16 protein-coding genes and 3 tRNA genes are annotated in these 18,433 nt (G+C 67.3%); 5 read left to right on the plus strand and 14 right to left on the minus strand.

Going from position 1 to position 18,433, the window contains the following annotated elements; all coding sequences use genetic code 11:
• From AB1634_13200 to AB1634_13220, 5 genes are all read right to left on the minus strand, one after another.
• The coding region (locus AB1634_13200; protein MEW6220474.1) for a glycogen debranching enzyme at positions 1-581 on the minus strand (581 nt) is incomplete at its 3' end.
• Positions 582-592: 11 nt separating this feature from the next.
• Positions 593-1,792 (minus strand): response regulator, encoded by a 1,200-nt coding sequence (locus AB1634_13205; GenBank protein MEW6220475.1) that lies wholly within the window; start codon positions 1,790-1,792, stop codon positions 593-595.
• A gap of 103 nt (positions 1,793-1,895) precedes the next feature.
• A complete protein-coding gene (locus AB1634_13210; GenBank protein ID MEW6220476.1) occupies positions 1,896-2,552 on the minus strand; it encodes a hypothetical protein in 657 nt (218 codons plus the stop codon).
• The gene (ccsA, locus tag AB1634_13215; protein ID MEW6220477.1) at positions 2,549-3,526 is read right to left on the minus strand and encodes a cytochrome c biogenesis protein CcsA; all 978 of its coding nucleotides are present in this window, start codon (positions 3,524-3,526) and stop codon (positions 2,549-2,551) included. The genes AB1634_13210 and ccsA overlap by 4 nt, the downstream gene beginning before the upstream one ends.
• 150 nt (positions 3,527-3,676) lie before the next feature.
• Positions 3,677-4,075, minus strand: a complete 399-nt coding sequence (locus AB1634_13220; GenBank protein MEW6220478.1) for an Rrf2 family transcriptional regulator — start codon at positions 4,073-4,075, stop codon at positions 3,677-3,679.
• A gap of 423 nt (positions 4,076-4,498) precedes the next feature.
• Between AB1634_13220 and rd the strand changes: the two genes are divergently transcribed.
• Positions 4,499-4,663, plus strand: a complete 165-nt coding sequence (rd, locus tag AB1634_13225; GenBank protein MEW6220479.1) for a rubredoxin — start codon at positions 4,499-4,501, stop codon at positions 4,661-4,663.
• A gap of 27 nt (positions 4,664-4,690) precedes the next feature.
• Here rd and AB1634_13230 read toward each other — a convergent pair whose 3' ends face one another.
• From AB1634_13230 to AB1634_13270, 9 genes are all read right to left on the minus strand, one after another.
• A complete protein-coding gene (locus AB1634_13230; protein ID MEW6220480.1) occupies positions 4,691-5,905 on the minus strand; it encodes an aspartate aminotransferase family protein in 1,215 nt (404 codons plus the stop codon).
• Positions 5,906-5,964: 59 nt separating this feature from the next.
• Positions 5,965-7,074, minus strand: a complete 1,110-nt coding sequence (ald, locus tag AB1634_13235) for an alanine dehydrogenase (GenBank protein ID MEW6220481.1) — start codon at positions 7,072-7,074, stop codon at positions 5,965-5,967.
• A 143-nt stretch (positions 7,075-7,217) separates the two neighbouring features.
• Positions 7,218-7,294: transfer RNA gene (locus tag AB1634_13240), tRNA-Asp, on the minus strand.
• 19 nt (positions 7,295-7,313) lie between these two features.
• A tRNA-Val gene (locus AB1634_13245) sits at positions 7,314-7,389 on the minus strand.
• A gap of 59 nt (positions 7,390-7,448) precedes the next feature.
• Positions 7,449-9,863 carry an endopeptidase La gene (gene lon, locus AB1634_13250; GenBank protein ID MEW6220482.1) on the minus strand — a complete coding sequence of 805 codons (2,415 nt, stop codon included), beginning with the start codon at positions 9,861-9,863 and terminating at the stop codon, positions 7,449-7,451.
• 149 nt (positions 9,864-10,012) lie between these two features.
• Positions 10,013-11,272, minus strand: a complete 1,260-nt coding sequence (clpX, locus tag AB1634_13255; GenBank protein MEW6220483.1) for an ATP-dependent Clp protease ATP-binding subunit ClpX — start codon at positions 11,270-11,272, stop codon at positions 10,013-10,015.
• Positions 11,269-11,877: an ATP-dependent Clp endopeptidase proteolytic subunit ClpP gene (gene clpP, locus AB1634_13260; protein ID MEW6220484.1), complete on the minus strand. Its 609-nt coding sequence runs from the start codon at positions 11,875-11,877 to the stop codon at positions 11,269-11,271. Before clpP ends, clpX begins: the two co-directional genes overlap by 4 nt.
• Complete coding sequence (gene tig, locus AB1634_13265; GenBank protein MEW6220485.1) at positions 11,874-13,211, minus strand: trigger factor; 1,338 nt, start codon at positions 13,209-13,211, stop codon at positions 11,874-11,876. The genes clpP and tig overlap by 4 nt, the downstream gene beginning before the upstream one ends.
• A gap of 123 nt (positions 13,212-13,334) precedes the next feature.
• Positions 13,335-13,420, minus strand: a tRNA-Leu gene (locus AB1634_13270).
• 280 nt (positions 13,421-13,700) lie between these two features.
• On the opposite strand from AB1634_13270, the gene AB1634_13275 reads away from it, so the two are divergent.
• The 4 genes from AB1634_13275 to ftsY all read left to right on the plus strand — a co-directional run.
• Positions 13,701-14,795 carry a hypothetical protein gene (locus AB1634_13275; GenBank protein MEW6220486.1) on the plus strand — a complete coding sequence of 365 codons (1,095 nt, stop codon included), beginning with the start codon at positions 13,701-13,703 and terminating at the stop codon, positions 14,793-14,795.
• Positions 14,792-15,415 (plus strand): BON domain-containing protein, encoded by a 624-nt coding sequence (locus tag AB1634_13280; protein MEW6220487.1) that lies wholly within the window; start codon positions 14,792-14,794, stop codon positions 15,413-15,415. Before AB1634_13275 ends, AB1634_13280 begins: the two co-directional genes overlap by 4 nt.
• 27 nt (positions 15,416-15,442) lie before the next feature.
• Complete coding sequence (gene ispH, locus AB1634_13285) at positions 15,443-17,179, plus strand: 4-hydroxy-3-methylbut-2-enyl diphosphate reductase (GenBank protein MEW6220488.1); 1,737 nt, start codon at positions 15,443-15,445, stop codon at positions 17,177-17,179.
• A gap of 63 nt (positions 17,180-17,242) precedes the next feature.
• Positions 17,243-18,433, plus strand: a 1,191-nt coding sequence (ftsY, locus tag AB1634_13290) for a signal recognition particle-docking protein FtsY (protein MEW6220489.1), incomplete at its 3' end; no start/stop codon positions are given.

Consider the following 18,433-nt stretch of genomic DNA (forward strand, 5'->3'; position numbering starts at 1 on the left):
AACTCGAAGACCGGCAGAAGCTCCACGGCAGTGATGCCCAGCCGGCGCAGATACGGGATTTTTTCCACCAGGCCCAGGTAGGTGCCGGGATGCTCCACCCGGGCGCTGGGATGGCGGGTGAAGCCCCGGATGTGCAGCTCGTAGATGATCGTCTCCGACCAGGGAAGGCGCAAGGGACGATCACCCTGCCAGTCGAAGGTGCCGTCGGGCACCAGGCATAACGGGGCGCGGCCCCAAGGGGCTGCCTGGCCCCAGGTCTCGGTGCCAGCCAGGGCCCGGGCCCGGGGGTCAAGGGTGACGATCGCCGGGGAATAGGCATGGCCGCCCCCCCGGGGACCGTCCAGGCGATAGCCGTAGCGGACGCCTGCCGGCAGGTCGCTCACCAGGCAATGCCAGACATCGCCGGTGCGGTGCCGGGCCGGATCCAGGGCCAGCTGCCAGGGCGGGCCGCCGGCCGGCTCCTGGCCGACCAGGGTGACGGCCGAGGCGTGGCGGGCGACCAGGGAGAAGTTGATGCCAAAGGGGGTGACGGTGGCGCCCAGGGGCAGGGGGTGGCCAGGGACAGCGACCGGCGGGGGCATAGGGCTTGCGGTCAGCGCTCCGCCAGCAGGGTGACGGCCGAGGTCGGCCGGCCGTCGGCATCGGTCACCCAGCCGCCGGCAATCTGGAAGACGATGGGGGTGCCGTCGCGGCGGCACAGGGACTGGCTGAGGGAGAACGGCTGGCCGTCCGCCGCGAGCAGGTGCTGGCACAGGGGTGGGGCCGCCTCGGGCATCAGGGCCTGGATGGGGGTGCCTGTCAGCTCCTCCGGGTCAAAGCTCAGGCGGCCGGCCAGACACGGATTGATGGCGAGAATCACCCCTTCCGGCGACAGCACGACCAGGCCCTGGTCACAGTGCGCAAACAGGGTCCGGAAGCTGGCCGCCGCCTCCTCGGTGGCCAACCGGCGGCGGCAGCGCTGACTGGCCCGCTCCAGGGTCTCTTTGAGGATCGGATAGGGCACCGGCTTGACGAAGTAGTGACAGGCGCCCAGGTTGAGGCAATCGATGGCGCTTCGACTCTGCTCGTGCTCGGTCCAGACCAGGACCTCCATCTCCGGCCGGGTCTCCTTGGCCTGCCGCAGCACCTCCACCCCGGACATTCGGGGCAGCTGCAGATCCACGAGAGCGGTCGAAAAGGCGGTCCTCCTGACCAGGTCCAGGGCCTGCTCGCCGGTGGTGGCCCCGGTGACCTCGAAGCCGGCGTCCGCCAGGAGGCCGCCCAGGTTGTCCACCAGCGTGGCATCGTCGTCCACCACCAGCAGCCGTGGCGGGCCAAGGGGGGCCGGCAGGCAGGCAGCGGTTGCCGGCACCAGGGTCCCCTGACCAGGGGCGCCTGTCGTCTCCTGCGGTTGGCGCAGCAGATGCCAGCGCCGCTCCTGGGCGTGCAGCAGCTGGTTGAGGTTTTCCTGCAGGCAGGAGATGGGCAGGCGGACATCCAGGGCCCGGGGGAACTGCATGCCCAGACGCACCGCCTTGGTGACGCCGGGCAGCCGCTGCACCCATTTCACCCGGGCCGAGGTGCGGATGGTCTTGTCATGGCTGGGCAGGAAGAGCAATAGATCCACCACCGTGCCCCGGGGCACCACCTTGTCGGTGAGCACGCAGATGCCCTTGGCATGGAAGTCCACCGCCTCGCCGTCCATGGCCGAGGTCCCGAGATCCTTGAGCTGGAAGCGGACCGGAAAGGAGAGCTCCAGACGGATGTCGGAGCGGCGCAGGTCGGCAGACGCCTCGTCCTTGTGGTCCACCATGATCCCGGAGCCCTCCAGCGACAGCGGTGCTTCACCCCTCCCCCTTCGACTACGCTAGCACACGGGACGGCCGGTTGGCAAACAGCGGCCCGCCTGGCGGCGCTTACGCCCGCTCCCCAGGATCGGGGCCCGGGGTCGAGGCAGGTTGCTGCCGCACCAGACGCACCAGGGCGTCGGCATAAAAGGAGCAGGTGAGTCCCACGGCAAAGCTGACCGTGGCTGCCCAGAAGAGGAATGGATGCCACCCGGGGTGACCCACCACATGGAGATCGCACAGGAAGAGCAGGAGCCCCAGGTGCAAGGACGCCGAGCCGACCCGGAGCCAATAGCCCTTGCGCTCGAAGCGGAGCAGGGGGCTGCCCGTCACCGCCAGGGCCAGGATCACAAGCTGGAGGATGGTGGCGGCGATGATCACCACCAGGAGGGCGACCGGAAGGCCGTGCCAGGCGGAGACCCCCACCACCAGGATGGCCAGGCCGCCGGTAAGGCGGTGCAGCCAGGCCACGGGCAACAGTCGCTTGGGGACGCAGATCGCCAGGATGAGGATGAGCGCGATGAGCCACGGGGCCACCAGCCCGTTCATGCGCGCCATGTGGGCTGCCCGGGCGGCGGGCAAGGCGGCCGCTCCCACTGCCGTCTTGTACGCGAACATGCTGTAGATGCACAAGGCGGAGATCACGGCCAGCACCACCGTGGTGGCCAGCACCAGGAGGAAGTCGTACCCGAAGCGTCGCTGGACCGGGAACGCTGGGGAGCTCATTGGAAGGTGTGCTCCCCGGGAAAGAGGAAGGAGGCGACGAAGGTGAAGATCATGGCCACAAACGAGAGCACGCCCAGGCTGGCCGTGAAGTACCACATCCCGGGCCGGTCCTTGTACAGGCGGGTGTGGAGGGCGGTGGAGAAGACCAGCCAGAGCATGATCGAGCTGGCAATCTTGGGATCCCACCACCAGTTGGGTCCCCAGGCCGTAAGCGCCCAGGGCAGCCCCAGGAGCATCCCCAGGGTGAGGCTGGAGTAGCTGAGCCTGGCCGCCTCGTAGCCTACGGCCTCAATGGCGGCATCCCGCCGGAAGAGCATGCCTACCGACGAGACAAAGAAGATGCCCAGGCCCGCGTAGGCGATGAACAGGAGCGGCGGATGGATCCACATGTAGGAGGCGTTGTAATAGAAGACCAGCCGCGGATAGAGGCGCATGAAGAGGCTGAGGCGCTCCACCGGCGCGGCGCTCTCCGTCAGCCAGGGCTGGACCTCGGCGAAGAAGCGGGGGAGGGGGGAACGGAAGGGGTCGGCCCAGACTGCCAGGATGGCGATCGTCACGGCCACCATGAGGAGGATGGCGGCCCGCAGGCGATGGAGCCTGGTGCGGCCATGGACCCGCAGGCTTAAGCCCGCGAAGCACCAGAACCAGAAGAAGTACTTCTCGTTCTCGATCCAGTAGGGCAGCCGGTCGCGGGGCGGGTGGCCAGGGTCGTAGGCAGGAAGGCCTCCCAGGCCAAGGTTGCCGGCCGCCAGCTGGTTGTTGAGCCAGGTGCCCAGCTGGGCCGGCAGCTCCAGGGCAAAGGCCTGGTGGAGAGCCTGGTGGAGCCAGACGATGAGCCCGAAGCCGGCGAAAAAGACCAGCACCACCAGAAGGAGCACCCGCCGGTTGGCTTCCTGCCAGCGGGGGCGGGGGCCAGCCAGGTTCACGAGGCCGGACAGGGCCAGCCAGCCTCCCAGGGCCAGAAGGGCAGCCATGACGACTGCTCCCCAGCGGCTGAAGGGCGCCAGGATGCCGGCAAAGGGATCCATGAAGGCTACGGGGGGCAGCTGCTCCGGTCGAGGGCCAGGACCGGGGGGAGGAGGGGACAGTAGCCGCCATCGTCCGGCCTGGGCAGCGGCCGGCGGCTAGTCCATGATGTCGGCCAGGGTCAGGCGGGAGAGCTTTTCCTCCATGGTCTCTTGCAGGTCCCGCCACAGAAGCCTGGCCTTGCAGTCCGTGGCGCGGTCACAGACCTCCGGGAACTCCGTGCACTCCACAAGGGTCAGGCCGCCTTCCAAGGGGTCGAGGAAATCGATGAGCTTGATGGTCTTGGGGTCCTTGGCCAGGAGGTAGCCGCCTTTGGCCCCCCGCACGCTCTTGATGAGACCGGCAGCCCGCAAAGGGATCACCAGCTGCTCCAAGTACTTGAGGGAGATGGCCTCCTCTTCCGAGACGCTCCGCAACAGCACCGGGCCCTGGCCATAGCTGCGGGCCAGACACATCAGGAGACGGGTTCCGTAACGGCTCCGGGTTGACAGCTTCAAGGGACTCCTCCTCGCGGGACGGGTTCTTCGACAAGAAAGGACGCGGGGTCGGCCATTCCAAGCCAACGGGCCACCCAGCTGGCCTCGCTGCCCAGGTGTCCAGGTGATTCATGGTGGCGACGGAGTAGCAGGCAGGGCCGGATCTCTCCCCGAAGATGCCGGTCCGCCGCGAAGTCAGCCGGCAGCGCGCCACGAAGGCTGTTCAACAGCCACGGCCACGGGCCACACGATACCCGACTCCATTGACGGCGTATCTATACCATAGCTAAATAATAAACTTCAATGACGATCATCCTTCCGCCCCCATGATTCCGTGGCGGCGGGGCATGTTCCCTGCCTTGACGGCAGCCGGACCCCTTCGCTAGAGTGGGTCCAACGACCCAGGGAAAGTGACGCTCCTCGATCTGTTGCCAGGAGGCGACCATGAGCAAGTACCAGTGCGATGTCTGCGGCTATCTCTACGACCCCCAACAGGGTGACCCGGACAGCGGGGTGGCGCCAGGCACCCCCTTTGCCGATCTGCCCGCCGATTGGGTCTGCCCGGTCTGCGGCGCCACCAAGGATCAGTTCTCACCGGCGGCTGATTGATGCCGCAGCAGCCACGCGCTGTCACGGTCATGCCGCGGCGCCGGACCGGGCCGCCGACGTCAGGACCGCCTCCAGGATCGCCAGCCCTTCCTCCGCCTCCCCCTGGGTCAGGGTCAGGGCGGGAAAGAGGCGGACGATCTTGTCCTGGGTGAGGTTCAGGAACAGACCCGCCGCCAGTGCTCCCTGGTAGACCGCCTCGGCGGCCGCGGGTGAGGTCATGACCATGGCCAGAAGCAGTCCCTGGCCGCGGGCCTCGGCGATAAGCCCGGGAAAGCGCCCTTGCCAGTCCTGCAGGCGGCTGAGGATCCTTTGGCCCACCTGGCGGACATTGTCCAGCACCTTGGCGCCCAGGAGGTGCTCGATCACGGCCTTGGCCACCGCACAGCCCAGCGGATTACCGCAGTAAGTGCCGCCGTGGTCGCCCCGCTCCAGCCGCGCGGCCACCTGTTCCGTGACCGCGAAGGCGGCAAAGGGGAAGCCGCCGGCAATGCCCTTGCCCATGGTCATGAAGTCGATGGCCAGCCCCAGTCCATCCACGGCAAACATCTTGCCCGTGCGACCGAAGCCGGTCTGGACCTCGTCGACGATCAGGCAGGCGCCGTGGCGCTGGCACAGGGCCGATACCGCCGGCAGATAGCCTGGGTCCGGCACGTTCACCCCCCCCTCGCCCTGGATCGGCTCCAGGAGCACCGCCGCGACGCTGTTGTCCAGGGTCTCCTCCATGGCTGTCAGATCGTTGAAAGGCACGAACAGGTAGTTGGGCATCAAGGGGTTGAACCGCTCCCGATGCTTGGCCTGGCCAGTGGCCGAGGCCGTGGAGATGGTGCGGCCGTGAAAGCCCTGCAAGGTGGCGATGACGTTGAGCCGGCCAGTGACCTTGCGGGCCAGCTTGATGACCGCGTCGTTGGCCTCGGCACCGCTGTTGGCAAAGAAGACCCGGGACAGGCTCGGCGGCAGGAGGGAGACCAGGAGGGCCAGGAGCTCCGCCCGGGCCGGCGAATAGGTCAGGCCCGCACTGGGCCCCTGGAGGATGCGGCCGGCCTGGTCCGCCAGGGCCTGCCGGATCACCGGGCTGGCGTGGCCGATGGCGGTCACCCCCCAGCCGGAGGTGAAATCCAGGTAGCGGCGGCCGGCGGTATCCCAAACTGCCACGCCCTCCCCCCGCTCGATGACGATGGGGATCTTCTTGAAGAAGCCCGGCATGTGCCGGTCCTCGGTGGCCATGATCTGGGCAGCGTCCATGCAATCTCTCCTGGCCCTGGGCAGGGCCGCACAAGGGGCAGCGAGGGGCTCGTGGCGGATCAGCCGTGGCTCGGGAAGGGCTGATAGGCGGCCAGCATGTCCAGCCCCTCTGCCACGGCCCGGCAGGTCAGTCGGCCCTGGAAGGTGTTGACGCCGGCGGCCAGATCCGGAGCCCGGAGGGCGTCGCGGCCTTGTGCCGCCAGCCGCAGCACACAGGGCAGGGTGGCGTCCGTGAGGGCCAGGGTGGCGGTGCGCGGAAAGGCGCCCGGCATGTTCGTGACACAGTAGTGGATGACGCCCTGGACCTGGTAGATCGGCTGGGAATGGGACGTGGGGCGGGAGGTGGCCACCGAGCCCCCCTGGTCGATGGCGACATCGACGATCACCGAGCCCGGCTCCATGCTGGCCACCATGGCCTCACTCACCAGCTCGGGCGCAAGGGCCCCCGGCACCAGCACCGCCCCCACCACCAGGTCGGCGACCGCCACCTCCCGGGCCAGGGTTTCCGGCTCCGAGAGCACGAAGGACATCCCGGCCCCGATCTCCTGCCGCAGCCCGGCGGCCCGCTCCGGCTTCTGGCCGGCCACGGTGACGTTGGCACCCAGGCCGTACGCGGTGCGGGCGGCATGGCGGCCCACCACCCCGTCGCCGATCACCAGCACCCGGCCGTGCCGCCGGCCCAGCACCTGACCCAGCTGCACCCCCTTGCCGCCCTGGGGCCGCCCCAGGTAGTAGCAGCCCACCGCCGCGGCCATGTTGCCGGCGATGGCGCTCATGGGCGCCAGGAGCGGCAGGCGGCCGCTGGCATCCCGCACCGTTTCGTAGGCGACTGCCACGGTGCCGGCGGCCAGGAGCCGCCGGGTCAGCTCCGGATCCACCCCGGCCAGATGCAGGAAGGTGAAGAGGATCTGGCCGGCCAGAAGATCGTACTCGGCCGGGAGCGGCTCCTTGACCTTCACCACCAGCTCGGCATCCCAGGCCTCGGCAGCGGACGCCACGATGGTCGCCCCCGCCGCCTGGTAGGCGTCATCGGCCAGGCCGGCCGCCCGTCCGGCCCCGGCCTCGATCCGCACCGAATGGCCCTGGCCGGCCAGGGCCGCCGCCCCAGCCGGGGTCAGCGCAACCCGCCCCTCCTGGTTCTTGATCTCCCTGGGCACACCGACCCGCATCCCCATCCTCCGCCAAGTGAACAGCCGCTTCCCCCACTGTACAAAAGCCGTTTCTCCTGGGCAAGAAAATGCGCCGTGTGTCCCGGTCGCTGCAAAGGAAAAGGGGCTGCAGCCTTGCGGCTGCAACCCCTCTTCGGTGCTACTGGCGGGGCCGACGAGACTCGAACTCGCGACCTCCGGCGTGACAGGCCGGCGTTCTAACCAACTGAACTACGACCCCGTAACAACACTCCATCGACTGGTGGGCGGAACAGGGCTCGAACCTGTGACCCCCGGCTTGTAAGGCCGATGCTCTCCCAGCTGAGCTATCCGCCCGACGTTGTGCGGCCTATTTACCCTGATGGCTGGCCGGCGTCAAGGGAAAAGCCGCGCCGCTAATGGGCCAGATTGGCGGACGGCTGGATGAGATCGATGCAGATGCCACCGGGCGGCAGATCCCGGAACAGGCTGTGGGGATCGTCCACCACCAGCGCCCGTTTGAGCACATCGTCCATGTGCTCCACCAGCTCAATCTCCAGGCTCTTGCGGATGCGGGCCGGGACCTCGGACAGCTCCCGCTCGTTCTCCTTGGGAACCAGGACCTTGTCCACGTGACCCCGGCGGGCGGCCAAGAGCTTCTCGGTGAGCCCACCGATGGGCAGAACCCGACCCCGGAGGGTGATCTCGCCGGTCATGGCGATGTTGCGCCGCACCGGCAGCTTGAGGAGCGCCGAGACCATGGAGGTGGCCATGGTGATGCCAGCCGACGGCCCGTCCTTGGGAATGGCGCCCTCCGGCACATGGACGTGGATGTCCACCTTCTGGTAGAAGTCCGGCACCAGGCCCAGGCACAAGGCCCGGGAGCGGACATAGGACAGCGCCGCCTGGGCCGATTCCTGCATGACATCCCCCAGCTTGCCGGTGATGGTCAGCTTGCCCTTGCCGGGCATGAGCACGGTCTCGATCTGCAGGAGCTCGCCGCCCACCTCGGTCCAGGCGAGGCCAGTGGCCAGTCCGATCTCGTCGGCCTTCTCGGTGATGCCGAAGCGGTATTTGGGCACCCCCAGATGCTTGGCCACCGAGCTGCCGGAGATCCGAACGTTGCGGTCGCTGCCAGCCTTTTGCCTCTCCCGGGCCACCTTGCGGCAGATGGAGGCGATGGCCCGCTCCAGATTGCGCACCCCGGCCTCCCGGGTATAGCGCCGGACGATCTCGAGAATCGCCTGCTCGGTATAGGTGATGGCGTCCGCCTCGAAGCCGTTGGCCTCCAGCTGTTTGGGCACCAGGAAGTCCGAGGCGATGCGCAGCTTCTCCTCCTCGGTGTAGCCGGACAGCTTGATCACCTCCATCCGATCCTGCAAAGGAGGTGGAATGGCGGGCAGGTTGTTGGCGGTGGTGATGAAGAAGACGTCGGACAAATCGTAGTCCACATCCAGGTAGTGGTCGTTGAAGGCGCTGTTCTGCTCCGGATCCAGCACCTCCAGGAGGGCTGCCGAGGGATCGCCCCGGAAGTCCATGGACATCTTGTCCACCTCGTCGAGACAGAAGACCGGGTTGGCGACCTTGGCCTTCTGCAGGGACTGGATGATCTTGCCGGGCAGGGCGCCGATATAGGTGCGCCGGTGCCCGCGGATCTCGGCCTCATCCCGCACCCCGCCCAGGGATAGGCGCACGAATTTGCGGCCCATGGCCCGGGCGATGGACTTGCACACCGAGGTCTTGCCCACCCCGGGGGGGCCCACCAGGCAGAGGATGGGGCCCTTGATCTTCTTCACCTGGGCCTGTACCGCCAGGTACTCCAGGATCCGCTCCTTGGGCTTGGCCAGGCCGAAATGATCCTCGTCGAGGATGGTCTCTGCCTCCACCACATTGATGCGGCTCTTGGTCTTCTCGAACCAGGGCAGGGAGAGGATCCAGTCGATGTAGTTGCGGACCACCGTCGCTTCCGCGGACATGGGGGGCATCAGGGCGAGCTTCTTGAACTCCGCCCTGACCTTGGCCAGGACCGGCTTGGGCAGCCGCTTGCGCCCGATGCTCCGCTCCAGCTCTGCCAGCTCAGCGCCGGCTTCGTCCTTGCCGCCGCTCATCTCCTTCTGGATGGCCCGCATCTGCTCGGCCAGGTAATAGTCCCGTTGGGTCTTTTCCATCTTCGCCTTGACCCGGGAGCGGATGCGCTGCTCGAGCTTGGCGATCTCGATCTCGGAGCGGATGAGGCCCAGGATCCGCTCCAACCGGCTGCCCAGGGGCGCGGCCTCCAGGATGGTCTGCTTGTCCGCGGTCTTCAAAGGCAGGTGGGCGGCGACCACGTCGGCAAAGTGGGCCGGATGCTCGATCTGGCTGAGGGAGGCGACGACCTCCTTGGGGATCTTCTTGTTGATCTTCGTGTACTCGTCGAAGGCGGAGCGGATTTCCCGCAGGAAGGCCTCATATTCGATGCTGAGGCCAAAGGCCGACTCGGGCAGGATCTCCACCTCGGCCAGGAAGTAGCCTTCGTTGGGGATGAAGCGAACAAGCTGCCCCCGGGTCTTGCCCTCCACCAGGGCCTTGATGGTGCCGTCCGGCAGCTTCAGCAGTTGGAGGATGGTGCCCACCGTGCCGGTGGCGAAGATGCCTTCCGGTCCGGGGTCATCGACGGCGGCATCCTTCTGGGTAGCCAGAAAGATGTCCTTCTTGAAGGCCATGGCGTGCTCCAGGGCCTTGATGGACTTCTCGCGGCCCACCACCAGCGGGGCCACCATATGAGGAAAGAGAACGATGTCCCGGAGGGGCATCAGAGGATAGGTACGGCGCAGATGGGGGATCGGCTCCATGAGAACTCCTCACCGGCCGGCGCTCAGCCGCCCGCGGGGCGGCAGGCGATCCCGGGCCGATGCTTTCCTGCAAGGGGGTTGGGCTGACATGGCTCGCCGGCATGGCCGGCCTGCGGGCGGCAGCGGGGCGGGCCGAGGGGCGCAGGCGATCAGGCGGATTTCTTGGCCTCGTTTTCGTACAGGACGATCGGGTATTCGTGGTTGACGATGACTTCCTCGCTGATGACACATTCCCGGGCTCCGCTTTCCGAGGGCAGCTCGAACATGACATCGAGCATCGCCTCTTCCATGACCGAGCGCAGGCCGCGGGCGCCGCTCTTGCGCTTGAGAGCCTCCCGGGCGATGGCCACCAGGGCACCTTCGGTGAAGCGCAGGTTGATGCCGTCGCAGGAGAAAAGCTTCTGGTACTGCCGGGTGAGGGCGTTCTTGGGCTCTTTGAGGATGCGGATCAGATCCGCCTCGTCCAGCTCCTCCATGGTGGCGATCACCGGCAGCCGGCCCACCAGCTCCGGGATGAGGCCGAAGCGCAAGAGGTCTTCCGGCTGCGCATTGGCCAGGATCTGGCCGATGGTCTTTTCGGACTTGCCCACCACCTGGGCGCCGAAGCCCATGGATTTGGTGCCGATGCGGCCCATGATCACCTTGTCCAGGCCGACGAAGGCGCCGCCGACGATGAACAGGATGTTGGTGGTGTCGATCTTGATGAAGTCCTGCTGGGGGTGCTTGCGGCCCCCCTTGGGGGGCACATTGGCCACCGTGCCTTCGATGATCTTGAGCAGGGCCTGCTGGACCCCTTCGCCGGAAACATCCCGGGTGATGGAAGGGCTGTCCGACTTGCGGGCGATCTTGTCAATCTCGTCGATGTAGACGATCCCGCGGCTGGCCTTCTGGAGGTCATGGTCGGCCGCGGCCAGGAGGTTGACCAGGATGTTCTCCACATCTTCGCCCACGTAGCCAGCCTCGGTGAGGGTGGTGGCGTCGGCCATGGCGAAGGGAACGTTCAGGAACTTGGCCAGGGTCTGGGCAAGCAGGGTTTTGCCGCTGCCCGTGGGGCCAATGAGAATGATGTTGCTCTTCTGGATCTCGATGTCGTCACTACCGCCGGTGGCCGAGTCGATGCGCTTGTAATGGTTGTGCACCGCTACCGACAGGATGCGCTTGGCCCGCTCCTGACCCACCACGTACTCGTCCAGGAAGGCCTTGATCTCCGCCGGCTTGGGCACCAGCGGTTTGCCGAGGTCGGCCGCCTTCTGCTTGCGGCTCTCTTCCCGGACGATCTCGTTGCACAGCTCGATGCATTCGTCGCAGATATACACCGCCGGCCCGGCGATGAGCTTCTTCACCTCATCCTGGGCCTTGCCACAGAAGGAACAATGCAGCTCCAACCCTCCGGAGCGCTCTTTGCTCATGAGCCTTGCCCTCCCTCGTGCTCACTGCGCTTCGTCAAAACCTTGTCCACTATACCATAGGTCCGCGCCTCGGCGGCACTCATAAAAAAGTCGCGCTCAGTGTCCCGCTGGATGGTGGCCATGGTCTGGCCGGTGTGGCTGGCCAGAATGGTGTTGAGCTCCTCGCGCATGCGCAGGATCTCCCGGGCATGGATATCGATATCGGTGGCCTGGCCCTGGAAGCCCCCCATGGGCTGATGGATGAGGATGCGCGAATGGGGCAGCGAGTACCGCTTGCCCTGTGTGCCGGCCGCCAGGAGGAGCGCTCCCATGCTGGCCGCCTGGCCCAGGCACAGGGTGGCGATGTCGCACTTGATGTACTGCATGGTGTCGTAGATGGCGAGCCCTGCGGTCACCACCCCGCCTGGCGAGTTGATGTAGAAGGTGACATCCTTGTCCGGATCCTCGGCCTCCAGAAAGAGCAACTGGGCGATGATCAGGTTGGCGATATCATCGTTCACCGGCGTGCCCAGAAAGACGATCCGCTCCTTCAACAGCCGGGAGTAGATGTCGTAAGCCCGCTCCCCCCGGGCGCTTTGCTCGATGACAATGGGAACCAGATTCATCCGTTTGCTCCTTCCTGGGTGGCCTCTGCGGCCGCCTCGGCGACCGGAGCCGGTACCCGGGTGATCACCGCATGCTGGCGCAGGAAGGCCAGGATCTTCTCGTTCAACAGCTCATGCATAAACGGCAGAAGATGGGTGCGGTCGGCGAAGTAGCGTTTCACCTCGTCCAGAGGCATCCTGGTCTGGGCGGCCACCCGGCCGAAGCCCTTGTCCACGTCGGCGTCCGTCAGCTTGATGCTCTCGTCCTCGGCGATGCGCTTGAGGATGAAATCGCCCCGCACCCGCCGTTCGGCCACGTCCCGGTACTGTTCCTCCAGCTTGGCCTTCTCCACCCCTGCCGACTCCAGGGTGTGGCCCTGCCGGCCCAGGTGGCTTTCGAAATCCTTGATCAGCTCGTTGACCTCGTAGCGGACCAGGCGCTCCGGAACGGTAAAGGCATTTTCGGTCAGGAGAATGGCCATGATCCGGTCCTGGATGTCGCCCTCCTGCAGGGAGAGCTTGCGTTGGCGCCGCTCGTTCCGGAGGTGCTCCTTGAGATCCCCCAGGGAGGCGAAGGAGTCGTTGACGTCCTTGGCCAGATCGTCGTCCAGGGCGGGCAGCTGGCGCTCGTTGACCTCCCGCACCGTGATCTCGAAGCGGATGGCCTTGCCGGCCAGGATGGGGTTGGCAAAGTGGGGTGGGAAGTTGACCACCCGGCTGGCCGCGCTGCCCGGCAGCAGCCCCAGGAGTCCCTCCTCGAATTCCCGGCCGTTCTGGCCGCTGCCCACGTCCACCGAGTAGCTCTGGGCTTGGGCCTGGGGTACCGGCCGTTCGCCGTCGAAGCCGGCAAAATCGATGACCGCCACATCCCCGATCTGGATGCCGCGATCCGTAACCGGCTTGAGCGGTGCCATCTGCTTGCGCAGCTCCTCCAGGGCGGCGTCCACTTCGGTGTCGTCCACCACCACCTCCGGCATCTCCACGTCAAGACCTCGGGCCCGGGCAATGGTGAACTCGGGCCGCACCGACACCTCCGCCTCGTAGACCAGGTTGCCGTCCGCGTCCACGGCCTCGCTGGTGATCTCCGGATGGGTGACGGGGTCCAGCTGCACCTGCTCCACAGCGTCGAAATAGGTGTCCTGGACCAGCTTCGCCGACACCTCCTGGGTGACCCGGGAGGCGAACTGCCGCTCCAGCACCCTCCTGGGCACCTTGCCCTTGCGGAAGCCCTGGACGCTGACCTCGTCCTTGAGCTTCCGATACGCCTTGTCCATCTCGCGAGCCACCTGGTCCGGCGGCAGAATCACCGTGAGCTTCTTGGTGAGGGGGCTGATGTCTTCGACCGTGACCTGCATTCCATCCTTCCTTAAAAAGAGAGGTGATTGACTGGGTTGGGAAAAGAGGAGCCAGCCGTCTGCCGGCGGGAGACGCCGGGCCACACCACGCTGGCCAATGGGCAAAAAAAACACCAGGAGACCTGGTGCGAGAGGGGGGATTTGAACCCCCATCCACCAAGTGGGCTGGATCCTAAGTCCAGTGCGTCTGCCAGTTTCGCCACTCTCGCATGGCGGCCAACTCTAATGCACTTTCCCCAGCCCGTCAAGGAACCGGGCCAAGGGCGGCGAGCGGCGCGGGAGCGGGAAACGGGGTCGCTTATCGATCTCGGCTGCTGGCCGCAAGAGGTCTTGAAAGGCCTGCAGGTGCCCGGCCGGCCATGGTTTTCGTTGACAGAAGGCACGGTTGCTGATAGTGATTCGACATTTTCGTCCCGGCCGGCTGACCTGTCGGAGCCGGACCGGGACGTCCCGCCCGTTGCCATCTCCCTTGCATCGAGGACCAACGCCGTGGCCATCTCCAGACGCCTTGCCGCTGCCGGCCTGCCTACCCTGATCGGCAGCCTACCCCTGAACGATCACCAGGAGGCCCTGCGCTGGATCTTTGCCAGCGTGCCGCAGGTGCCGTTGTGGCCCCAGCTGCCGGGCCGGCTCAGGGAAGGGATGCTGCGCCAGTTCGTGGAGGGCTTCCCGGGCATCGTCGAGGACGAGGAGCGGGTGATCTTCAACACCCGGGCCAACACCTTCGACCAGGAGCTTCTGGCCTTCTACGAGGACTATCTCAAGGCCCTGGAGGACCCGGCGCGGCTGGTGGGCTCCCGGTTCGAGACCTCCATGGAGCGGGCGGCCGGTCTGTACGCCCTCCGGGAGGCCCTCCGGGAGCGTTCTGGCCTGGTGGCGGTCAAGGGGCAGATCACGGGTCCCTTTACCCTCCTGACCGGTCTCCACGACCAGGACGGCCGGGCGGCCTACTTCGATCCGGCCCTGCGGGACATGGCGGTCAAGGGCCTGGCCCTGAAGGCAGCCTGGCAGGTTCACTTCTTTGCCGCCAGCCGGCTGCCGGTTCTGGTCTTCATCGATGAGCCGGGGCTGGCCGGCCTTGGCTCATCGGCCTTTGTCGGCGTCTCCCGGGCGGATGTCAGCCAGGATTTGGGCGAGGTCATCGGGGCCATCCATGGCGCCGAGGGCCTGGCCGGCATCCACATCTGCGGCAATACCGACTGGGGCGTGGTCCTGTCCCTGCCCATCGATGTCCTGTCTTTCGATGCCTTCACCTACTTCGACCGGCTGGCCATGTTCCGGGTTGAGCTTTCGACCTTCCTGGCTCGGGGCGGCATTCTGGCCTGGGGGCTGGTGCCCACCGGCCGGGCAGAGGATATCGCCGCGGTGACGGTGGATGGGCTCTCGGAGCTGTGGCGCCGGCAGGCCGGGCAGCTGGTGGCGGCCAACCGGAGCCTGTCTGCCATCCTGGGCCAGACCCTCATCACCCCCAGCTGCGGCACCGGCTCCCTGACCCCGGAGTTGGCCCGGAAGGTCCTGGATCTCACCCGGGATGTCTCCGCCCGGCTGCGGCAGCAGCACGGCGTCGAGGAGGAAAGGTCATGACCGCGATACCCGGTCTTCAGGGCGCCGGTCGTCCCGTCCGAGCCGTGCTGCTGGCAGCTGCTTTTCTGGCCGGCGTGGCGATGTGGTCGACCGGCTGCGCGCCAGCGGCGGTGGGGGCTGGCGCCAGCGGCACCTACAAGGCCGGTACCGATGAGCGGACAGTCGGCCGGCAGATGGATGACTCCCTGCTTTCCGCCCAGGTCAAGAGTGCCCTCATCGACGATCGCTACGTGGAGGCCCGGCATGTCGATGTGGATGTCTATCAGGGCATCGTGTTTCTCACGGGCACTGCGCCCGACGAGGAGCACCGGCGGCGGGCTGCGGAGGTGGCGGACGCGGTGGTGGGGGTGCGCAAGGTGGTGAACGACCTGCACCTGGGCTCCCTCGACCTCAGCCACGGCGTCCATGACGCCAGCCTCACCGCCCAGGTGAAGGCCCAGTTGGTCGGCACTGAGGGCCTGCGCTCCTGGAACATCGATGTGGATACCGTGGATGCCATCGTCTATCTCAAGGGGGTCGTCCCCTCCCAGAAGGAGGCCGACTTGGCCAAGGCCGTGGCCAGCGCCGTCGCCGGGGTGCGCGCGGTCACCAGCCGGCTGCTGGTGGTGGCCGGTGAGTAGGACGAGCATCACTCGCGCTGATTCGCCATGAAGGTCATCCTTGCCAAGAAGGCCGGCTTCTGCATGGGGGTGCGCCGGGCCGTGGAAACGGTGCTGGACACCCTGCGCCGGGAAGAGGGGGAGATCAAGACCTTCGGCCCGCTGATTCACAACCCCCAGGTACTGGAGATCTTGCGCCGCCGCGGGGTGGCGGTGCTGAAGGCCATCCCGGACGAGCCCACCGGCACCATCGTCATCCGCGCCCACGGCGTGCCCCCGGAGACCAAGGCGGCCCTGGGCCGCCACAGTGCCCGGGTGGTGGACGCCACCTGCCCGCGGGTCATCAAGGTCCAGGCCATCATTCGCCGCCATGTCCGCCAGGGGGCGACCGCCGTGATCATCGGCGACCCGAGCCACGCCGAGGTGGGGGGCCTCCTGGGCCATGCCGCCGGCCATGGCCTGGTGGTGGCCAGCGAGGCGGATGTGGCGGCCTTGACCCTCGCCGGCTCCTACATCGTTGTCAGCCAGACCACCCAGGATGAGGCCGCCTTCCAGCGTCTGACCGAGCTGATCCTGGCCCGCTTCCCGGGCGGTCGAGTCTTCAACACCATCTGCGACTCCACCCACAAGCGTCAGGCCGAGGTGCGGCGCCTGTGCCAGGAGGTGGAGGCGGTGGTGGTGGTGGGAGGCAAGAACAGCGCCAACACCCAGCGACTGGCTGAGATCGCCGGCCAGTGCGGCCGGCCCGCCTTCCTGGTCGAGACCGAGCGCGATCTGGACGTCCAGGCCTTGAGCGCTTATGACCGGGTCGGGGTCACGGCCGGCGCCTCCACCCCCAACTGGCTCATCAACCGGGTGGCGGTGACCCTGGAGTCCCTGCCCGGCCAGGGGGAGGGGGCCTTGTACCGCTTCGGCTTCCGGCTGTTCCGGCTGCTCCTGGACACCAATCTCTTCGTGTCCGTGGGGGGCAGCGCCCTGGCCTGGGTCTGCGCCCGGCTGCAGGGCCTGCCAGACAGCTGGCAATATGCCTTCGCCGCCTTCGGCTATCTTCTGGCCATGCACAACCTCAACCGCTTCACCGGCCACGAGGCGGCCAAGCTCAACGACCCCTTCCGGGCGCGGCTCTACGAGACGTTCCGCTGGCCTTTGCTCCTGGCCTCGATGCTCGCCCTGGTGGTGTCCCTGGCCGTGGCCTTTGTTGCCGGCCCCTTGCCCTTTGTCCTCCTGGTGGTCATGAGCGCTCTCGGCATCGCCTACAGCGTACCGCTGGTGCCGCCCTGGCTGCGGCCGGTGCTGCGCGTCCGCGGTCTGCGGGAGATCCCCGGCTCCAAGACCGCCTTTGTCGCCACCGCCTGGGCCCTGGTCACCGCTGTTCTGCCGGTGTGGATCAGCAAGGCCCAGCTCACCGTCTCCACCGGGGCCGCCTTTGTCGTGGCCCTTCTGGTGGTCTACATCCGGAGCGCCCTGTTCGACGTCTTCGAGGTGCAGGGTGACCGCATCGTCGGCAAGGAGACTCTGCCGGTCTTCATCGGGGAAAAGAAAACCCTGGCTCTCCTGCATTGGCTGCTGGGGATCCTGGTCCTGCTGCTGGTGGCTCTGCCCCTGGTCGGCTGGCTGGATCGGCTGGCCTGGTGGCTGGTGCCGGTGGTGGGCTACCTGGGCGGTCTCATTCACCTGTACGGCCAGGGTCGGATCCGCCAGGGACCCCGTACCGAGCTCCTGGTGGACGCCGTGCTGTTTCTGGTGGCCGGTCTCGTCCTTCTGGGCTCCGCGGTCGGTCGCTGACACCGGCGGCCCTCGCCGTCCTCTCGCCTTGCCCGGGCCTGGCTGTGCCCGAGGGAGAAGATCATGCTCGGCTGGTTCAAGAAGAAGTTCGGTCGCAAGGAGGCCCCGGTACCAGAGGCGGAGGTCGAGAGCCAACCGGCGGCCGCCGGCCCGGAGGAGGGGATCCCGGAGACCGTCTTCCTCCCGGAGGAGGCTGCACCGGCAGCGCCGCCGGCCGAGGCCCCGCCGCCGCCGGCAGCCTTGGCTGAGCCGGAGTCTGCGCCGGCGCCTGAGGAAGAGCCCCCCGCGGTGCCGGCCCCTGAGGAAGAACCCCCAGAAGAGCCGGAGCCCGAGCCGGAGGCAAGACCCGAGCCGGAGCCCGAGCCGGCGCCGGAGACCCAGGTCGAGCTGGCCCCCGCGCCGGAGGTGGAGCCGGAGCCCGAGGAGGAGCCGGCGCCCGGCGCCCCGGCAGCCAAGGGACCTGGCCTCTTCGGCCGGCTCCGGCAGCGGCTGGCCAAGACCCGGGAGAGCTTCGTCAGCCGCATGGATCGGCTGTTCCTGGGAGAAAAGGAGATCAGCCCCGCGCTCCTGGACGAGCTGGAGGAGATCCTCATCACCGCCGACCTGGGGGTGACCACCACCCAGAGCCTTCTGGACGAGGCCCGCAGCCGGGTGAAGAGGCGGCAGCTCGACTCGCCGGCGGTGCTCAAGGACAGGCTGCGCCGCCAGATCCTGGCCTATCTTGAGAGCGCGGATCGGCCCGCCGAGCTGGTGATGCCGGCGGAGCCGCCCTTTGTCATCATGGTGGTCGGCGTGAACGGGGTCGGCAAGACCACGACCATCGGCAAGCTGGCCTACAAGTTTCAGCGATCCGGCCAAAGCGTCATGCTGGTGGCGGCCGACACCTTCCGGGCCGCAGCCATCGATCAGCTGACCATCTGGGGCAGCCGTCTGGGGGTGGAGGTCTTTGCCCAGAAGCCGGGCGCCGCGCCGTCGGCGGTGGTGTTCGATGCCCTGGATGCGGCGCTGGCCCGCAAGAAGGAGGTAGTGATCGTCGACACCGCCGGCCGCCTGCACACCAAGGTCAACCTGATGGAGGAGCTCAAAAAGGTCAAAAGGGTGATGGACAAGAAGCTGCCCGGCGCGCCCCACGAGATCCTCCTGGTGCTGGACGCCACCACCGGCCAGAACGCCGTTTCCCAGGCCCGGCTCTTCCACGAGGCGGTGGGCGTCACCGGGCTCGCCCTCACCAAGCTGGATGGCACCGCCAAGGGC

Source organism: Thermodesulfobacteriota bacterium, from assembly GCA_040755095.1.
Lineage (GTDB): Bacteria > Desulfobacterota > Desulfobulbia > Desulfobulbales > JBFMBH01 > JBFMBH01.

Coding starts and splice junctions, on each gene's coding strand:
- rd (MEW6220479.1), top strand. CDS start 4,499: ATGAGCAAGTACCAGTGCGATGTCTGCGGCTATCTCTACGACCCCCAA.
- AB1634_13280 (MEW6220487.1), top strand. CDS start 14,792: ATGACCGCGATACCCGGTCTTCAGGGCGCCGGTCGTCCCGTCCGAGCC.
- AB1634_13210 (MEW6220476.1), bottom strand. CDS start 2,552: ATGAGCTCCCCAGCGTTCCCGGTCCAGCGACGCTTCGGGTACGACTTC.
- tig (MEW6220485.1), bottom strand. CDS start 13,211: ATGCAGGTCACGGTCGAAGACATCAGCCCCCTCACCAAGAAGCTCACG.
- clpP (MEW6220484.1), bottom strand. CDS start 11,877: ATGAATCTGGTTCCCATTGTCATCGAGCAAAGCGCCCGGGGGGAGCGG.
- ispH (MEW6220488.1), top strand. CDS start 15,443: ATGAAGGTCATCCTTGCCAAGAAGGCCGGCTTCTGCATGGGGGTGCGC.
- AB1634_13205 (MEW6220475.1), bottom strand. CDS start 1,792: ATGGTGGACCACAAGGACGAGGCGTCTGCCGACCTGCGCCGCTCCGAC.
- lon (MEW6220482.1), bottom strand. CDS start 9,863: ATGGAGCCGATCCCCCATCTGCGCCGTACCTATCCTCTGATGCCCCTC.
- ald (MEW6220481.1), bottom strand. CDS start 7,074: ATGCGGGTCGGTGTGCCCAGGGAGATCAAGAACCAGGAGGGGCGGGTT.
- AB1634_13230 (MEW6220480.1), bottom strand. CDS start 5,905: ATGGACGCTGCCCAGATCATGGCCACCGAGGACCGGCACATGCCGGGC.
- ccsA (MEW6220477.1), bottom strand. CDS start 3,526: ATGGCTGCCCTTCTGGCCCTGGGAGGCTGGCTGGCCCTGTCCGGCCTC.
- clpX (MEW6220483.1), bottom strand. CDS start 11,272: ATGAGCAAAGAGCGCTCCGGAGGGTTGGAGCTGCATTGTTCCTTCTGT.